The sequence below is a fragment of the Sphaerisporangium sp. B11E5 genome, from assembly GCF_039871875.1.
Classification (GTDB): Bacteria; Actinomycetota; Actinomycetes; order Streptosporangiales; family Streptosporangiaceae; genus Sphaerisporangium.
Genome location: NZ_JBDPMD010000025.1, coordinates 1 through 15,963 on the forward strand (window position 1 = coordinate 1; position 15,963 = coordinate 15,963).

Here is a 15,963-nt window from a genome sequence, read left to right on the forward strand (position 1 = left end):
CCCCAAGCCCCCGCCCCAGCCCGCCACACCCCAGGCCCCCGGCCCCCAGCCCGACCCGTACCGCCCGGCCGGCACCTCTCACGGCACCACCGGCGGAGACCATCTGGCCGCCGACCCTTTCGGCACGAACAGCGGAGACCGTCCAGCCGACAACCGCTTCGGCACGACCAGCGGAGACCGTCTCGCCGACACTTCGTTCGGCACGACCAGCGGAAACCCTCCGGCCGACACCCCCTTCGGCACGACCAGCGGAAACCCTCCGGCCGACACCCCGTTCGGCACGTCCAGCGGAGACCGTCCGGCAGATGCCCCCTCCGGCACGACCGGTGGGGACCGTGGAGCGGTTTGGGGAGGCGGCACGATGCCCCCCGCGCAGCCCTCGCCTTATCTCCCCTCCAGTGCGCCTCCTCCCCCTCCGCAGGAGGGGTGGCGGCAGCCGGCGGGGCCGTTCGCCGATGCTCCGCTGCCGGCGCCGGTGATGCCCCCTCCGCCGGTGCCTACCGCAGACCCGGCACCGCCCGCATGGGACCCGTTGGGCACCGCGTCTCCCCAGGACGCCCCGCCCGCGCCTCCGTACGATCCGCTCAGTGCGCCGTACGACCAGCTCTCGGCCCCGTACGACCCTCTCTCCACCTCGTACGGCCGCCCACCCACGACGTACGGCCCTCCCGCCGTCCCGCAGGACAGGCCCACCGCACCTCCGCCGCAGGACGCCCCGTACCAGCTTCACGACACCCCGTACCTGCGTCAGACACCGCCGTCCTTCTCCACCCCCCAGGACGCCCCGCTCTATCCCCCGGACGCGCCTCCTCTTCCCGGCACCCCTTTCCAGCCGCCTCCTCAGGACAGCCTCGCGCCCCCCATGAACGCCCCGGCGCCGCCTCCGCCTCAGGACCTGCTGTCCTCCCCCAAGGACGCCCTCGCGGCCCCTCAGGACGCCCTGTGGTCACCGCAGGACTCCGTACCGCCGTCCCAGGACGCCTTGTGGTCACCCTCGACCGAGCCGCCGACCAGCCAGGTGCGGAACCGGAACCTTCCCCCGTACGGCGACATCCCGGTCTGGCCTCCCGTACCACCCGAGGGACAGCCTCCAGCGTCCCCACCGACGGTCCAGCCCGTCCCCGGCGAGGCCCCATCTGCCGTCACACCACCACCGGTGACCACACCACCGGTGACGCCACAACCGACGACGCCACCTCCGGCGACGCCGGCCTCGTTCTCGTCTTCTCCCGGCACGCCTTCTCCGGTCTCGCCGCCTCCGGTGGCGCCCTCCGCGCCGCTGTCACCACCGGCCGCCTGGGGCGCGCCCGCCGGACCGGCCGGCGCGTCCGCGCCTCTGACGTCGTCACCGGCCCCGGTGCCACCGCCTGTGCCTCCGCAGCCGGAGCCGTCCCCCACCATCCCGGCACCCTCCCCGCCGCCGGAGCCGGCTCCGAACATCCCTGCCCCTCGCCCTCCCGGCCCGGACGCCGCGCCGCCGAGCGACCTGGACACGGCCCCAGGTCCGGCCGACAAGCCCCTGGAACCGCGATCGGGCGGCATCGGCACACCCGCCTCTGGGACACCCGGTGGCGGAGCTCCCGGGTCGGCGTCTGCCGGCGCCGGGACGATGCCGACGTTGCCGCGTTCCCAGGCCGGTCCGCCTCCCCGGCCCGGCACCGGGCAGCACGGGCCGTCCGCCGCCTCACACAGGGCACCGGGGACGCCGCTTCCTCCCGCTCCGATGTCCCTGCCGGACCTCACGTCCCGTCATTTCGCCGAGCCCAGCGGGCCGGCGTCCCGAGGCGGTTCCGTAGCGGACGCCACGACGCCGGCGGAGGGCTTCAGCGCCCCCACCGGTACGCCGGGCGGCACGACCTCGTCCACGTCCGGCTCCGGCCACACGGACCGCCCCGCTCCGGGGACTCCCCTGCCTCCGGCCCCCCTGACCAGCACCGCGCTCTCCTCGTCGCCGTCTTCTCCCAAGGACCGCCCGCAGGCCGTCGGCGGCGGCACAGCCACGCCCACCCCGCCGGCGTCGGCAGGGAGCCCTGGAGCCCCGTCCACAGGCAGTGGAAAGCCACCCACCCCTCCGGAGCCGACAGCGCAGCCTCTGACCGGGTCGTTGCTGCCGCCCCCCAGACCCCCCGGCACTCCGCTCCCCCCCGCACCTCGCAGCCTGGCGCCTCTACCGTCCACACCGGCCCCCAGCGCACCCGCCCCTGACACACCGCCCACGGACCGTGGCATGAACACCCCGCCCACGGATCGTGGCACGAACGCTCCGTCGAGCGGCCCCTCCGTACCGGCAACCGCGCCGGGCGCCATCCCGAAACCGTCCGGCACCGCCGATTCACCGGTCGCCCTCAGTCCGTCCGGTCTCCCGGAATCACCGGGCACCTCCACTCCGCCCAGCACCTCCCGATCACCGGTCACTTCCCCTCCGCCCGGCACCCCCAAAGCCCCGGACGACCCGAAGTCACCGTTTATCGCGAAATCGCCTGACCCCGCACCCCACGGCCCCACCGGTGTCCCCACCTCTACGGCCGCCCCCGGCATCGCCACCTCTGGAGTCACCGCCAGCGGCTCCACTCCGGCAGCGCCTCCTGCCGGCTCACCCCCCGCGAGGCCCCCAGGAACCGCACCCACCAGCCCCACGCCCGGAGTTGCCTCCGCCGGCACACCCACCGGTGCTCCCCCCACCGGCACGACGCCAGGAGTGCCCCCTACCGGCACCACCCCCGGCCCCTCCTCCGTCGGCACACCCTCCGGTCCTCCACCCATCGGCACGACACCCGGGATCTCCCCCACCGGCTCTCCACCTGCCGGCACCACGCCTGGAGCACCCTCCGTCGGCACGCCCACCGGACCTTCTCCCACGGGTACCCCCACCGGGACCCCACCGGCCGGCACCACCCCCGGAGCCCTCTCCACCGGCATGCCCTCGGGGCCTTCGCCCATCGGCACGACACCCGGAGCACCCTCCAGCTCGGCACCCGGGACTCCACCCAGCAACACCGCACCAGGCACGTCCCCCACCGGGTCGACACCCGGGGCTCTCCCCACCGGCATGCCCTCCGGGCCTTCGTCCATCAGCACGACCCCCGCAGCGCCCTCCAGCTCGGCACTCGGGACTCCACCCAGCAACACCGCACCAGGCACGTCCCCCACCGGGTCGACACCCGAGGCTTCCCCCACCGGCTCGGGCCCGGCGGCCCCTTCCACCGGCGTGGCCGCATCGGGTCTGACCAGTGTCAGTGGCAAGCCCATCGACCCCACCAGCCTCATCACTCCCACCACGCGCACCACGCCCCTCAAGGCCGTCGGTCGGGCCGTCGGGTCCGGGCCGGTGGCGGGCGCCGTGGCGCCGGCCGGAACGGGTGGGTTCGGGGGTGGAGCCAGTGGTGTGGCGGCCAGTGGGCTTGTCGGGGGGACGAGTGGGGCCGGTGGGCCGGGGAGTGGGGAGCGGAGCTCGGGGGGCGGGGTCGTGGAGCGGCCGCCGTTCGTGCCGCCGGGGGCGTTGGTGCCGGTGTCCACGGGGACGCCTGCGTTGCCGCCGCAGCGGAGGTCGCGGAAGAGGACCGTGCTGGCTGCTGGGGTCGCGGTGGCGGTCGCGGCGCTCGGTACGGCGGCGTGGTTCGGTTACCAGGCCTACTCGGGGTCGAGCGAGCCGCTGACGCTTCCGTCGCCGATTCCTTCGGTGGACCAGCAGATCCCTGAGCCGGAGGACACCCTGCCCCCTGAGCCGTCGCCGGTCGAGACCACGATGCTGGACTCCGAGGAGAGCGACCCGCGCAAGCTCACCCTCAAGGAGGCCTTCTCGCGGCAGCGCGTGGTGATCAACGGGCGCACCTATCTGAGGGTCAAGGCCGACATCACCGCCGCGTGCGACAAGGTCGCGGTGGGGGTCTTCGCCGCGGCGCTCAAGCAGCAGAAATGCAGCCGCGTGCTCCGGGCCACGTACGTCGACGCCCGGAAGAAGTACGCCATCACGACGGGCATCGCGGTCTTCCCCACGAAGGAGGCGGCGGTCGCGGCGGACAAGAAGAAGAACCTCGCCAAAACCGTCTGGTTCCGCGGCCTGGCCGGCCCGGCGTCCAAGGGCGCCGACAAGGCGGACATCTCCGGCGGCTACGCGGCCGGTCTGGTGTGGGGCCGCTACATCGTCTTCAGCTTCGCCACCTACAGCGACGGCCACACCCCCACAAAGCAGGAAAAAGACCTAGGCCCAGTCAGCGGCGCCCTACGTGACCACACGGCCGGAGTGCTGGAGAAGCGCCTCACCGAGTGACCTGCCAACGCGAGCGAGCCATGGCCTTCACGCACCAGGCCACTGCCGTACGCAGGGAGAAGTCGCAAGGCCCGGCCCGCACCACGCGGACCGGGCCCCGGCTCGCGGGGCCGTCCCAGCGAGCGGAGCAACGTCACACGCTCCGCCCGGCGGAGGAACGTCACACGCTCCGCCCGGTCGGCGGCGTGCCGTTCGATGCCGTTCCTCAGGACATCGACGGCCGGCGGCTCGACCGGCGCTGCCGGGCTCGGAGTGTGTGGGGCGGTTCAGGAGGGGTGGGTCAGGGTGCGGACCCGGCGGGTCAGCCGGGCCCTTGGGAGGAGTTGGTCCAAGGGGGGGTAGTGGACTTCTTCCAGGCAGAGGCCGTGCGCGGGGGCCACGTTGACGCCGGAGTCACGGGTGCCGGTCGTCAGCACGGTGGCGGGCCATTCCACGGGGCGTAGGGATTCGCCGACGGCCAGCAGGGAGCCCACGAGGGCGCGGACCATGGAGTGGCAGAAGGCGTCGGCGATCACTGTGGCGGTCAGGAAGCTGTCGGGGGTGCGGGACCAGTGGAGCTGCTGGAGTTCGCGGATGGTCGTGGCGCCGTCGCGGCGTTTGCAGAAGGCGGCGAAGTCGTGTTCGCCGATCAGGCCGGCGGCGGCGACGTTCATGGCTCCCACGTCCAGGGGGCGGGGATACCAGAGGACCTCTCGGCGGCGGAGGGGGTCGACGCCGCCGGGGGCGTCGCACACGCGGTAGGTGTAACGGCGCCAGAGGGCTGAGAAGCGGGCGTCGAAGCCTTCAGGGGCCTCGGTGACGGCGTGGACGCGGATGTCGGGGGGAAGGACGCCGGCCAGGCGCCGGCTGAGGGCCACCAGGCGCTCGGTGGTCGTCCGGGTGCCTTCCTCGCCTCGGCGCTCGGCGGCGGCCAGGGCGCCGGGGGGGAGGTCCACGTGGGCGACCTGACCGCGGGCGTGTACTCCGGCGTCGGTGCGGCCGGCGACGGTCAGGGAGGGGGGCGGGTCCATGCGCAGGACTCTGGCCAGGGCCGTCTCCAGTTCCCCTTGTACGGTCCGGCGGTCCGGCTGCCGGGCCCAGCCGGAGAACTCGGTGCCCTCGTATGCCAGGTCCAGGCGCACCCGCAGCACCTCGTCACCGTTGTCCGAGCTCACGGTCACCCCCTCTCTCCTCCCCAATCATCCGCCTGTGACGCCGCGGCGCGGGGACGACTCGCCACCTGGGAAACGAAACGGGCCCGCCTCACCTGGAGGTGGGGCGGGCCGTTCGGGTGGACTACTGCCAGGTCAGGACTCGTCCTTCTTGTCCGCGGACTCGTCCTTCTTGTCGGACGCGGTCGCGGTGGGCTCGGTGCCGTCGGCGGTCTCGTCCGCGGGGGTGTCGGACTCGGGGAGCTCGACGACCTCCTCGGCGGGAGCGGGAGCGGCCGGAGCCGGAGCGGCCGGGGCCTTGCGCGTCGTGGTGGTGGCGTTCAGGGGCTCGGTGACGAGCTCGATCATCGCCATGGGGGCGTTGTCACCGCGGCGCGGGCCCAGCTTGGTGATGCGGGTGTAGCCGCCGGGACGCTCCGCGAAGGTCGGGGCGATCTCGGTGAAGAGGTGGTGGACGACGCCCTTGTCCTTGACCACGGTGAGGACCTGGCGACGGTTGTGGATGTCGCCCTTCTTGGCCTTGGTGATCAGACGCTCGGCGAGCGGCCGGAGGCGCTTGGCCTTGGCGGTGGTGGTGCGGATGCGGCCGTGCTGGAAGAGCTGGGTGGCGAGGTTCGCCAGGATCAGCCGCTCGTGCGCCGGGCTGCCACCGAGGCGAGCACCCTTGGCGGGCTTGGGCATGTTCGTTCTCCTTTGGGATAACCCGCTCCGGCCGTGTCAGGTACCGGGGTCGGGCCGGGGGCCAGGAGGCGTGCGCCTCGTGGCCCCCGTTCGGGAAAGGCAGGTAAGCAGCCGGTCAGTACTGCTCGGTCTCGACGTACCGCGCGTCGTCGTCGTCGTAGTCGCCACCGGCGACGGCGGTCGGGTCGAACCCGGGCGGGGAGTCCTTCAGCGCGAGGGACATCTCGTGCAGCTTCTGCTTGACCTCTTCGATGGACTTCGCACCGAAGTTGCGGATGTCCAGAAGGTCCTGCTCGCTGCGCGCCACCAGCTCGCCCACGGTGTGGATGCCTTCGCGCTTGAGGCAGTTGTACGAGCGGACGGTGAGGTTGAGCTCCTCGATCGGCAGCGCCAGGTCGGCGGCGAGCGCCGCGTCCGTGGGCGACGGGCCGATGTCGATGCCCTCGGCCTCGACGTTCAGCTCGCGGGCGAGGCCGAACAGCTCGACCAGGGTCTTGCCGGCGGAGGCCACCGCGTCGCGGGGCTTCATCGACGGCTTGGTCTCGACGTCCAGGATCAGGCGGTCGAAGTCGGTGCGCTGCTCGACTCGGGTCGCCTCGACCTTGTAGGTGACCTTGAGCACCGGCGAGTAGATCGAGTCGACCGGCACGCGGCCGATCTCCTGGCCGGGCTGCTTGTTCTGGGCAGCGGAGACGTAGCCGCGGCCGCGCTCGACCGTGAGCTCCATCTCCAGCTTCGCCTTGCCGTTCAGCGTGGCGATGTGCAGATCGGGGTTGTGCACCTCGACACCGGCCGGCGGCGCGATGTCGGCGGCGGTGACCTCGCCGGGCCCCTGCTTGCGGAGGTACATCACGACCGGCTCGTCGTGCTCGGACGAGACGACCAGCGACTTGAGGTTGAGGATGATGTCGGTGACGTCTTCCTTGACCCCGGGCACGGTCGAGAACTCGTGCAGCACGCCCTCGATGCGGATGCTGGTGACGGCCGCCCCCGGGATGGAGGACAGCAGCGTGCGCCGCAGAGAGTTGCCGATGGTGTAGCCGAAGCCGGGCTCCAGCGGCTCGATCACGAACCGGGAGCGGGTCTCCTCGATCGACTCCTCGACGAGGGACGGGCGCTGTGCGATCAGCATGGATTTCTCCCCTGGGTTCCGCGGGGCCCGCTATTTGACCACCGCGTCTGGGTACTTCATCGCCTGTACCGTACGACCCAGGATACGGGCCGTACGGTACAGGCGAGCGAGCCGCTACTTGGAGTAGAGCTCGACGATCAACTGCTCCTGGACCTGCGTGTCGATCTGCTGGCGGACCGGGAGCTGGTGCACCAGGACCCGCAGCTTGTCGGGCACGACGCCGAGCCAGGCCGGGACGGTGCGGTCGCCCGCGGTGGCCCGGGCCACCTCGTACGGCATGAGGTTGCGCGACTTCTCGCGGACCTCGACGATGTCGTGCTCCCGCACCCGGTAGGAGGGGATGTCGACCTTCTTGCCGTTCACGAGGATGTGACCGTGGCGCACCTGCTGGCGGGCGGCGTCGCGGGACACGGCGAGACCGGCCCGGAACACGACGTTGTCCAGCCGGCTCTCCAGGATCTGGAGGAGGTTCTCGCCGGTCTTGCCGGTCCGGCGGTTGGCCTCCTCGTAGTAGTTGCGGAACTGCCGCTCGAGGATGCCGTAGATGCGGCGGGTCTTCTGCTTCTCACGAAGCTGAAGCTGGTACTCCGACTCCTTGGGCCGGCCGCGGCCGTGCTCGCCCGGCGGGTAGGGACGGATCTCGATGGGGCACTTCGGGGACTCGCACTTGGTGCCCTTGAGGAAGAGCTTGGTCTTCTCTCGCCGGCACAGCTTGCAGTCCGCTCCGGTGTAACGAGCCATATCTTCTGTATCTCCTGGCCTCAGACGCGGCGGCGCTTGGGCGGACGGCAGCCATTGTGGGGAACGGGGGTGACGTCCTGGATGGACCCCACCTCCAGGCCGGTGGCCTGAAGGGACCGGATGGCGGTCTCGCGACCGGAGCCCGGGCCCTTGACGAACACGTCGACCTTGCGCATGCCGTGCTCCATGGCGCGGCGGGCGGCGTTCTCGGCGGCCATCTGCGCGGCGAACGGGGTGGACTTGCGGGAGCCCTTGAACCCGACGTGGCCGGCGCTGGCCCAGGAGATCACGTTCCCGCTGGGGTCGGTGATCGAGACGATCGTGTTGTTGAACGTGCTCTTGATGTGGGCGTGCCCGTGAGCGACGTTCTTCTTCTCCTTGCGGCGCACCTTCTTCGGTGCGGCCTGGCGGCTCTTCGGAGGCATGTAGCCAAATCTCCTGAGGTGGTCGGTCCTGCTGCGCGGACTACTTCTTGCCGGGCTTCTTCTTGCCGGCCACGGTCTTCTTCTTGCCCTTGCGGGTGCGCGCGTTGGTCTGCGTGCGCTGACCGTGCACGGGAAGGCCGCGGCGGTGCCGGATGCCCTGGTAGCAGCCGATCTCGATCTTGCGGCGGATGTCCGCCTGCACCTCGCGGCGCAGGTCACCCTCGATCTTGAAGGTGGCCTCGATGTAGTCGCGCAGCGGGACCAGCTCGGTGTCGCTGAGCTGGTGCACCCGCAGGTCACCGCTGATGCCGGTCGCGTTCAGGATCTCCAGAGCGCGGCTGCGGCCGATTCCATAGATGTACGTGAGAGCGATCTCCAGCCGCTTGTCGCGGGGGAGGTCGACGCCAACCAGGCGAGCCATGGTCGGGCATTCTCCTTCGTGTGGCGGAGGTCCTGCGCGTCACTACCCCTCCCCATGCCCGGGGTGAGGGCCCCGGCCTCCGACCAGGGGTCTTCCGCGTGGTACGGCCGAGGCCGCCTGCGCGGATGTGCTGCGCGTTTACATGTCAACCGGGTCGGACGGCCCCGTGGAGGCGGCCCGGCCCGGGTGCGATCAGCCCTGGCGCTGCTTGTGGCGCAGGTTGTCGCAGATCACCATGACGCGACCGTGCCGGCGAATCACCTTGCACTTGTCGCAGATCTTCTTGACGCTCGGCTTGACCTTCATAGTCCTTAGTCGTTCCTCAGACGGCCCGTCCGCCGGCCTGGTCGAACCGCTTCGCCGTGCAGGTCGTCGCACGGTTCGGCAGGTCTTCCTCGCCGCCGGTGAAGGGGCTTACTTGTAGCGGTAGACGATCCGCCCACGACTCAGGTCGTAGGGGCTCAGTTCAACGACCACCCGGTCGTCGGGAAGGATCCGGATGTAGTGCATCCGCATCCGTCCGCTGATGTGGGCCAGGACCTTATGGCCGTTGTCGAGTTGCACCCGGAACATCGCGTTCGGGAGCGACTCGACCACAGTGCCCTCGATCTCGATGGCGCCGTCCTTCTTGGCCATGTCCCTCGCGTTTCACTGATCGGTCGTCTGAGGTCTCGGAACACTACGCAGCCGCGACCACGCGCGAGAGAGAGCGGCGCTCGATGGGGCCGCACGACACGCGATGGTCATAGTGAACCGACAAAGGAGTGTACGACAACCGGCGAGGAATTGCGAAACGCCTGGCGCTTGTCCGGACACAACCGGCCTCCATGCTACCTCAGGAACGGCCGACCACGGGGATCTCCGCACGCCGGCGCGACGCCCGGCGGGGGAGGTCGCGCGGCGGGGGTACGCGCCCGCCCGGCCGCCGGTTCCGCCGACACCGCGGCACGGGCGGGCGCGTGCTCATCACTCCCCTCCGCTAGAGATCAGCTACCCGCCTACAAACCGGGAAACTGGCCATGAGTGGTAAAGGCTGTGTCCATTGCCCGTGAAAACGAGAAAGAGCGGGCGCTCTCCCGAGCGCCCGCTCTGATCCCCAAATCTCACCCCCGCGCCCGGCACCCCCTCGCGGAGACCGGACGGTGGATCACCTCCCAGAGGCCTCGGAGGCTTCTAGAAGACGTCCTTGTAGCCGCCGCAGTCGTCGAAGCGGTTGTCGCCCTCGCAGACGCGGATGTCGAAGTCGTCGAAGCCGTTGCTCTTGCGGAAACCGCCGAACTTGTTGAAGCTCAGCTTGCCGAACGTCTTGTAGTACTTGGTGTGGAAGCCGCGGTCGTCGTGCCAGCGGAACCACACGTAGCTGTAGTCGCGGTCACGGTCGCGGTCGAAGAGGCTGCCGTAGAACCAGTAACGGCCGCTCGACTTCTCCCAGTAGCCCTTGAAGTAGGACCGGTGCCCGCGGTCCTCGCCCCGGCCGTAGTGGGAGTAGATCGGGCCGAAGAAGTGGCGCGACGCCTGCGCCGCTACGGCCGAGCCGCTGGTGCCCGCGGCCGACGCCGAGGCGGCGGGGGCGGTGGCGGCGGCGAGCCCCGCCGCCAGCGAACCGGCGAGGGCGGTGCTGACGAGCAGGTTGCGAATGTTTCGCACGGTTTCCTCCTGTTTGCGAGCGTCCTCGGGATCGAGGACGGTTCCCCGTGCCCGGCGAGCTTTTCGGTGCCGCTCTTTCCGGACAGCGCTCACATTAGGAAGCCGTGCCGCTCCGATCTGCGTACGAATACACACATACCGCCGAGCGTGCACAACGGCACATTAGCGACGACTCATCGATCCTTCTCCGGCCTCATGTCGAGACCGAAGATCGTGCTGACCAGCAGAATCGCGCCCCACGGGCCCCCCACCCACATGGGCCAGTAGTAACCGCCGGGGTCGGTCAGCAGGTAGACGACCGTGCACACCGCCACCACCGAGGCCCAGGACGCCCAGGCGACCCGCAGGCCCTGGCGGACGGCGTCGTCGCGGCGGGCCGGCGTCTTCGGCTGCGGCGCGGGCAAGGAGGTGAGGTCGATGCTGGGCAGGTCGACGGTCAGCTTCCGCAGGTCGCCGAACGTGCGGCCCTGGTAGACCAGCTCCAGCCGTTCGTTGAACTCCTCCATGGTGAGCCTGCCCTGCGCGGCGTGCTCGCGCAGCTCAGCCGCCACCCTGTCCCGGTCGCCGTCCGACGCCCGCATCTCCGGTGCCGCCGCCATCACACCTCAACTCCCTGACGCGTGTGCGCGACCGGCCCCCAAGGCGGGCAAAGCGGGCTTAACGCCCGGGCGCGCCTTCGGTGTCCGCTCGCCTTCCCAGCAACTCGGTGAGCCGTGCCTCTCCCCCGTCAAGGGCAGTAAGCACCCAAGGACCATTATCGGTCACGGCGACGCTGTGCTCGAAGTGCGCGGAGGGCTTTCCGTCGACGGTGACGACGGTCCAGTCGTCGGCGAGCACCCGGGTGCGCTCGGTGCCGAGGTTGACCATCGGCTCGATGGCGAAGCACATGCCCGCCTCCAGCTTCGGACCCCGGCCCGGCTTGCCGTGGTTGGCCACCCACGGGTCCATGTGCATCTCGGTGCCGATGCCGTGCCCGCCGTACTCGTGCGGTATGCCGTAACGGCCCTGAGAGCGCACGTAACGCTCGACCGCGTGCCCGACGTCGGAGAGATGCCGCCCGACGGCCAGGGCCGCGATACCGCGCCACATGGCCTCCTCGGTGACCCGCATCAGCTCGGTGAGCGCCGGGTCCACCTCGCCGATCGCCACGGTGATCGCCGAGTCGCCGTGCCAGCCGTCCAGGATGGCGCCGCAGTCGATGGACAGGATGTCGCCCTCGCGCAGCGGGCGGTGGTCGCCCGGGATGCCGTGCACCACCTCGTCGTTGACCGAGGCGCAGATGGTGGCGGGGAAGCCCTGGTACCCCTTGAAGGACGGCACGGCGCCCTCGTCGCGGATGGCCTTCTCGGCGATGGCGTCCAGGTCGAGCGGAGTCATCCCGGGACGCACGGACGTCCGCAGCAGTTCGAGCGTGCGGCCGACGACCAGGCCGGCGGCCCGCATCTTGCCGAGCTGCTCAGGCGTCTTGACCTGGATTCCGTGCTTGTTCTTCTTGAACACTGAAGTGGCACCCCCTGGGCGGGTCAACGGGTTGGGTGGGCGTCCCGATTCCCCCGATTGTCCCCCGACACGGCGAACGCCACCCCTGGAGTATCACCCCAGAAGTGGCGTAGGCCACGAACTTCTCTATCTGCCGGCGAACTTCGATCAATCGGCGAAACGGCGCAGAACCTGCATCGCCCGCTGCGTGATCTCCTCCACCGGACCGGTCGCGTCCACCCCGTGCAGGATGCCCTCGTCCGCGTAGAACGAGATCAGCGGCGCGGTCTGCTGCTGATAGACCTCCAGCCGGTGGCGGATCGTCTCCTCGCGGTCGTCGTCGCGCTGGAACAACTGGCCACCGCAGACATCGCACACCCCTTCCTTGGAGGAGGGGTCGAACACCTCGTGCCACACCTTGCCGCAGGAGCGGCAGGTGCGGCGCCCGGCCAGCCGCCGGACCACTTCCTCGTCGTCGACGACGAGCTCGAGGACGAGGTCCAGCGACGTGCCGAACTCGGCCAGCATCTTGTTCAGCGTCTGCGCCTGGGGCACGTTCCGCGGGAAGCCGTCCAGCAGGAAACCCTCCTGCGCGTCCGGCTTGGAAAGGCGGTCGCGGACCATGGCGATGGTGACCTCGTCGGGCACGAGGTCGCCACGGTCCATGTACTCCTTGGCAAGCTTGCCGAGTTCCGTGCCGCCCGACACGTTGGCACGGAAGATGTCACCTGTCGAGATCTTCGGGATGGACAGGTTCGATGCGATGAACTGGGCCTGTGTCCCCTTGCCCGCTCCGGGGGGCCCGACCAGGACGAGGCGCACTACTTGAGGAAGCCCTCGTAGTTCCGCTGCTGTAGCTGGCTCTCGATCTGCTTCACGGTGTCCAGCCCAACTCCAACCATGATCAGAATGCTCGTGCCTCCGAAGGGGAAGTTCTGGCTCGCACCCGCCACCGCCAGAGCGATGATCGGGACCATGGAGATCAGGCCGAGGTAGAGCGAGCCAGGAGCGGTCAATCGGTTGAGCACGTAGCTGAGGTACTCGGCGGTCGGCCGTCCCGGACGGATGCCCGGGATGAATCCACCGTACTTCTTCATGTTGTCGGCGACTTCAACGGGGTTGAAGGTGATGGACACGTAGAAGTACGTGAAGAAGATGATCAGCACGAAGAACGTGGCCATGTACACCGGGTGGTCGCCGGTCACGAGGTTCTGCGCCAGCCACTCGACCACGACGTTCGGGTTCTGCTGCTGGCCGAAGAGCGACACCACGAGCTGCGGGAGGTACAGCAGCGAGGAGGCGAAGATGACGGGGATGATGCCCGCCTGGTTCACCTTCAGCGGGATGTAGGTGGACGTGCCGCCGTACATGCGGCGGCCCACCATGCGCTTGGCGTACTGCACGGGGATGCGGCGCTGCGCCTGCTCGACGAACACCACCGCCGCGATCATGAACACTCCTACGATGAGCACCACCACGAAGGTGAAGGCGTTCTGGCGGAAGATGTTCAGGAGCTCGGAGGGGAAAACGGCGATGACCTGAGTGAAGATCAGGATCGACATGCCGTTGCCGACGCCGCGGTCGGTGATCAGCTCACCGAGCCACATGATCACCGAGGTGCCGGCGGTCATACAGATGACCATGGTCACGATGGTGAAGACGTCCTGGTTCACCAGGACGGACTGGCGGCAGTTCGGGAAGAGCTGCCCGGTGCGGGCCAGCGCCACGAACGCGGTCGACTGCAGGACCGCGAGGCCGATGGTCAGGTAACGCGTGTACTGCGTGATCCTGGCGTTACCGGACTGACCTTCCTTCTTCAGCGCCTCGAGGCGAGGGATCACCACGGTGAGCAACTGAAGGATGATGCTCGCGGTGATGTAGGGCATGATGCCGAGGGCGAAGACGGAAAGTTTCAGCAGCGCCCCGCCACTGAACAACTGCACCATGCCGTAGATGTTGGCGGCGTCGCTCGCCTGCGCCTCTTTCAAGCACTGCTCGACGTTCGTCGTGTGCACCCCGGGGGTCGGCAGCACCGAACCCAGCCGGAACAAGGCGATGATGCCCAACGTGAACAGCAGTTTGTTGCGCAGGTCGGGCGTACGGAACGCCCGGGTAATCGCGGTCAGCACGGTCCCTCCTGCGCGCCTTTCAGGCGGTGTCGGTCAGCGAAGGTCTGGGAGTGATCCATCGGCACATCTCTGATCAATGAGCCCTGGACAGCCTTCTGTCCAGCGCACTCTAACGCACTACGGGCGCGGAGGCTCACTGTGATCCTCCGCGCCTCGCACTGCCACACCTACAGCTCGGTGACGGAGCCACCGGCTTCAGTGATCTTGTCCTTCGCGGAGGCGGAGAAAGCATGCGCCCGCACGTTCAACGCCACCGAGACGTCGCCAGTTCCAAGAACCTTGACTGGCTGGTTCTTACGGACCGCGCCACGCGCGACGAGGGTCTCCACCGTGACGTCTCCGCCCTCGGGGAACAGCTCGCTCAGCTTGTCCAGATTGACGACCTGGTAGGTCGTCTTGAACAGCGCGTTGGAGAAGCCCTTGAGCTTCGGCAGCCGCCGCTGGAGCGGGACCTGGCCACCCTCGAAGCCGTGGGGGACCTTCGTGCGGGCCTTGGTGCCCTTGGTGCCGCGACCGGCGGTCTTGCCCTTGGAGGCCTCGCCGCGACCCTTGCGGATCTTGGCGCGGTTGGCCCCGCGGGCCGGACGCAGATCGTGGATGCCGAGCGGCCGCTCGTTGTTCTCTGCGTTAGCCATGACTAGTCGACCTCTTCCACGACGACGAGGTGCGTCACCTTGGCGACCTGACCCCTGACCTCGGGGCGGTCCTCCTTGACGACCACGTCGCCGATCCGCTTCAGGCCCAGCGAGCGAAGCGAGTCACGCTGGTTCTGCTTGCCACCGATCTTGGACCGGACCTGGGTGATCCGAAGACGCGCCATCGGTCAGCTCACCGCCTTCGCGGCGGCCGCGGCCTCGGCGATGCCCTCAGCGCGGGCCTTGAGCATGCGTACGGGCGCCACGTGCTCGATCGGGAGCCCACGGCGGGCGGCGATCTCCTCGGGCCTGCTGAGGCCCTTCAGGGCCGCCACAGTGGCGTGGACGATGTTGATCGGGTTGTCGGAGCCGAGCGACTTCGACAGCACGTCGTGGATGCCCGCGCACTCCAGCACGGCGCGCACCGGGCCACCGGCGATGACGCCGGTACCGGGGGACGCCGGGCGCAGCAGCACGACGCCCGCGGCGTCCTCGCCCTGCGAGGTGTGCGGGATCGTGCCCTGGATGCGCGGCACCTTGAAGAAGTGCTTCTTGGCCTCCTCGACACCCTTGGCGATCGCCGCGGGCACCTCCTTGGCCTTGCCGTACCCGACACCGACCAGGCCGTTGCCGTCGCCGACGACGACCAGGGCGGTGAAGCTGAAGCGCCGGCCGCCCTTGACGACCTTCGCCACCCGGTTGATCTTCACGACGCGCTCGATGTACGAGACGCCCTTCTCTGCGGCACCACCGCGGCGATCGTCGCGACGGTCACGCCGCTCACCACCGCCGCCGGCGCCGCGACGCGGAGCTGCAGCCATCAGTGGTTCCTCTCCTCATACCTCTTGGTCACGTTGCCGGCTGGAGACATCAGAACTCCAGCCCGCCTTCACGGGCGCTGTCCGCGAGCGCCGCGATGCGGCCCGCGTAGCGGTTGCCGCCGCGGTCGAACACGACGGCGGTGATCCCGGCGGCCTTGGCCCGCTGAGCGAGGAGCTCGCCGACCTTCTTCGCCTTGTCGGTCTTGGTGCCGTCGGCGGTGCGCAGCGAGCCGTCCAGGGTGGACGCGCTCACCAGCGTGTGACCGGCGGTGTCGTCGACGATCTGCACGAACAGGTGCCGCGCCGAGCGGTTGACGACCAGGCGCGGACGGGCCGGCGAGCCGACGACCTTCTTGCGGACGCGACGGTGGCGCCGCGAGCGCGAGAGAGCGCGCGCGGCCCTGTGCTTGGCAATCTTGGTGAAGGCCATG

At 69.7% G+C, this 15,963-nt stretch carries 20 protein-coding genes; 1 reads left to right on the top strand and 19 read right to left on the bottom strand.

Annotation, left to right across the window (positions count from 1 at the left end):
* Nucleotides 1-930: 930 nt before the first annotated feature.
* Together ABGB17_RS21890 and ABGB17_RS21895 are read right to left on the bottom strand one after the other, a co-directional pair.
* Nucleotides 931-1,440 carry a hypothetical protein gene (locus ABGB17_RS21890; RefSeq protein WP_347632408.1) on the bottom strand — a complete coding sequence of 170 codons (510 nt, stop codon included), beginning with the start codon at nt 1,438-1,440 and terminating at the stop codon, nt 931-933.
* 309 nt (nt 1,441-1,749) lie between these two features.
* Entirely contained in the window at nt 1,750-2,001 is a 252-nt protein-coding gene (locus ABGB17_RS21895; protein ID WP_347632410.1) for a hypothetical protein, read from the bottom strand.
* A gap of 1,465 nt (nt 2,002-3,466) precedes the next feature.
* Between ABGB17_RS21895 and ABGB17_RS21900 the strand changes: the two genes are divergently transcribed.
* Entirely contained in the window at nt 3,467-4,270 is an 804-nt protein-coding gene (locus tag ABGB17_RS21900) for a hypothetical protein (protein ID WP_347632412.1), read from the top strand.
* Nucleotides 4,271-4,536: 266 nt separating this feature from the next.
* On the opposite strand, the gene truA is transcribed toward ABGB17_RS21900, so the two are convergent.
* From truA to rplR, 17 genes are all read right to left on the bottom strand, one after another.
* Nucleotides 4,537-5,430: a tRNA pseudouridine(38-40) synthase TruA gene (gene truA, locus ABGB17_RS21905; protein ID WP_347632414.1), complete on the bottom strand. Its 894-nt coding sequence runs from the start codon at nt 5,428-5,430 to the stop codon at nt 4,537-4,539.
* A 126-nt stretch (nt 5,431-5,556) separates the two neighbouring features.
* Nucleotides 5,557-6,102: a 50S ribosomal protein L17 gene (rplQ, locus tag ABGB17_RS21910; RefSeq protein ID WP_347632416.1), complete on the bottom strand. Its 546-nt coding sequence runs from the start codon at nt 6,100-6,102 to the stop codon at nt 5,557-5,559.
* A gap of 115 nt (nt 6,103-6,217) precedes the next feature.
* Complete coding sequence (locus ABGB17_RS21915; RefSeq protein WP_347632418.1) at nt 6,218-7,234, bottom strand: DNA-directed RNA polymerase subunit alpha; 1,017 nt, start codon at nt 7,232-7,234, stop codon at nt 6,218-6,220.
* A 114-nt stretch (nt 7,235-7,348) separates the two neighbouring features.
* Entirely contained in the window at nt 7,349-7,975 is a 627-nt protein-coding gene (rpsD, locus tag ABGB17_RS21920; protein WP_347632420.1) for a 30S ribosomal protein S4, read from the bottom strand.
* Nucleotides 7,976-7,995: 20 nt separating this feature from the next.
* Complete coding sequence (gene rpsK / locus ABGB17_RS21925) at nt 7,996-8,400, bottom strand: 30S ribosomal protein S11 (protein WP_184978991.1); 405 nt, start codon at nt 8,398-8,400, stop codon at nt 7,996-7,998.
* Nucleotides 8,401-8,440: 40 nt separating this feature from the next.
* Nucleotides 8,441-8,821, bottom strand: a complete 381-nt coding sequence (rpsM, locus tag ABGB17_RS21930; protein WP_347632422.1) for a 30S ribosomal protein S13 — start codon at nt 8,819-8,821, stop codon at nt 8,441-8,443.
* Between the two features lie 192 nt (nt 8,822-9,013).
* Nucleotides 9,014-9,127 (bottom strand): 50S ribosomal protein L36, encoded by a 114-nt coding sequence (gene rpmJ, locus ABGB17_RS21935; RefSeq protein ID WP_003956441.1) that lies wholly within the window; start codon nt 9,125-9,127, stop codon nt 9,014-9,016.
* A gap of 108 nt (nt 9,128-9,235) precedes the next feature.
* Nucleotides 9,236-9,457, bottom strand: coding sequence for a translation initiation factor IF-1 (infA, locus tag ABGB17_RS21940; protein ID WP_012887858.1), 222 nt, complete (start codon nt 9,455-9,457; stop codon nt 9,236-9,238).
* A gap of 537 nt (nt 9,458-9,994) precedes the next feature.
* Entirely contained in the window at nt 9,995-10,468 is a 474-nt protein-coding gene (locus ABGB17_RS21945) for a hypothetical protein (RefSeq protein ID WP_347632425.1), read from the bottom strand.
* 173 nt (nt 10,469-10,641) lie between these two features.
* Entirely contained in the window at nt 10,642-11,067 is a 426-nt protein-coding gene (locus ABGB17_RS21950; protein WP_347632426.1) for a DUF1707 domain-containing protein, read from the bottom strand.
* A 58-nt stretch (nt 11,068-11,125) separates the two neighbouring features.
* Nucleotides 11,126-11,968 carry a type I methionyl aminopeptidase gene (gene map, locus ABGB17_RS21955; RefSeq protein ID WP_347632427.1) on the bottom strand — a complete coding sequence of 281 codons (843 nt, stop codon included), beginning with the start codon at nt 11,966-11,968 and terminating at the stop codon, nt 11,126-11,128.
* A 147-nt stretch (nt 11,969-12,115) separates the two neighbouring features.
* Nucleotides 12,116-12,769: an adenylate kinase gene (locus ABGB17_RS21960; RefSeq protein ID WP_347632429.1), complete on the bottom strand. Its 654-nt coding sequence runs from the start codon at nt 12,767-12,769 to the stop codon at nt 12,116-12,118.
* Nucleotides 12,769-14,076 (bottom strand): preprotein translocase subunit SecY, encoded by a 1,308-nt coding sequence (secY, locus tag ABGB17_RS21965; RefSeq protein ID WP_347632431.1) that lies wholly within the window; start codon nt 14,074-14,076, stop codon nt 12,769-12,771. The genes ABGB17_RS21960 and secY overlap by 1 nt, the downstream gene beginning before the upstream one ends.
* A gap of 167 nt (nt 14,077-14,243) precedes the next feature.
* Nucleotides 14,244-14,711 (bottom strand): 50S ribosomal protein L15, encoded by a 468-nt coding sequence (rplO, locus tag ABGB17_RS21970; protein ID WP_347632433.1) that lies wholly within the window; start codon nt 14,709-14,711, stop codon nt 14,244-14,246.
* 2 nt (nt 14,712-14,713) lie between these two features.
* Nucleotides 14,714-14,896, bottom strand: a complete 183-nt coding sequence (gene rpmD, locus ABGB17_RS21975; protein WP_347632435.1) for a 50S ribosomal protein L30 — start codon at nt 14,894-14,896, stop codon at nt 14,714-14,716.
* 3 nt (nt 14,897-14,899) lie between these two features.
* Complete coding sequence (gene rpsE, locus ABGB17_RS21980) at nt 14,900-15,532, bottom strand: 30S ribosomal protein S5 (protein ID WP_347632437.1); 633 nt, start codon at nt 15,530-15,532, stop codon at nt 14,900-14,902.
* Between the two features lie 49 nt (nt 15,533-15,581).
* The gene (gene rplR / locus ABGB17_RS21985; protein WP_347632439.1) at nt 15,582-15,962 is read right to left on the bottom strand and encodes a 50S ribosomal protein L18; all 381 of its coding nucleotides are present in this window, start codon (nt 15,960-15,962) and stop codon (nt 15,582-15,584) included.
* Nucleotide 15,963 lies beyond the last annotated feature (1 nt).

Bases quoted from the DNA above. Each gene is read 5' to 3' on its own strand.
- ABGB17_RS21890 (WP_347632408.1), bottom strand. From the start codon at position 1,440: ATGTTCGGAGCCGGCTCCGGCGGCGGGGAGGGTGCCGGGATGGTGGGG.
- rplR (WP_347632439.1), bottom strand. From the start codon at position 15,962: ATGGCCTTCACCAAGATTGCCAAGCACAGGGCCGCGCGCGCTCTCTCG.
- rpmJ (WP_003956441.1), bottom strand. From the start codon at position 9,127: ATGAAGGTCAAGCCGAGCGTCAAGAAGATCTGCGACAAGTGCAAGGTG.
- rplQ (WP_347632416.1), bottom strand. From the start codon at position 6,102: ATGCCCAAGCCCGCCAAGGGTGCTCGCCTCGGTGGCAGCCCGGCGCAC.
- ABGB17_RS21950 (WP_347632426.1), bottom strand. From the start codon at position 11,067: ATGGCGGCGGCACCGGAGATGCGGGCGTCGGACGGCGACCGGGACAGG.
- rpsK (WP_184978991.1), bottom strand. From the start codon at position 8,400: ATGCCTCCGAAGAGCCGCCAGGCCGCACCGAAGAAGGTGCGCCGCAAG.
- rplO (WP_347632433.1), bottom strand. From the start codon at position 14,711: ATGGCTAACGCAGAGAACAACGAGCGGCCGCTCGGCATCCACGATCTG.
- rpsM (WP_347632422.1), bottom strand. From the start codon at position 8,821: ATGGCTCGCCTGGTTGGCGTCGACCTCCCCCGCGACAAGCGGCTGGAG.
- rpmD (WP_347632435.1), bottom strand. From the start codon at position 14,896: ATGGCGCGTCTTCGGATCACCCAGGTCCGGTCCAAGATCGGTGGCAAG.
- ABGB17_RS21915 (WP_347632418.1), bottom strand. From the start codon at position 7,234: ATGCTGATCGCACAGCGCCCGTCCCTCGTCGAGGAGTCGATCGAGGAG.
- rpsD (WP_347632420.1), bottom strand. From the start codon at position 7,975: ATGGCTCGTTACACCGGAGCGGACTGCAAGCTGTGCCGGCGAGAGAAG.
- rpsE (WP_347632437.1), bottom strand. From the start codon at position 15,532: ATGGCTGCAGCTCCGCGTCGCGGCGCCGGCGGCGGTGGTGAGCGGCGT.
- infA (WP_012887858.1), bottom strand. From the start codon at position 9,457: ATGGCCAAGAAGGACGGCGCCATCGAGATCGAGGGCACTGTGGTCGAG.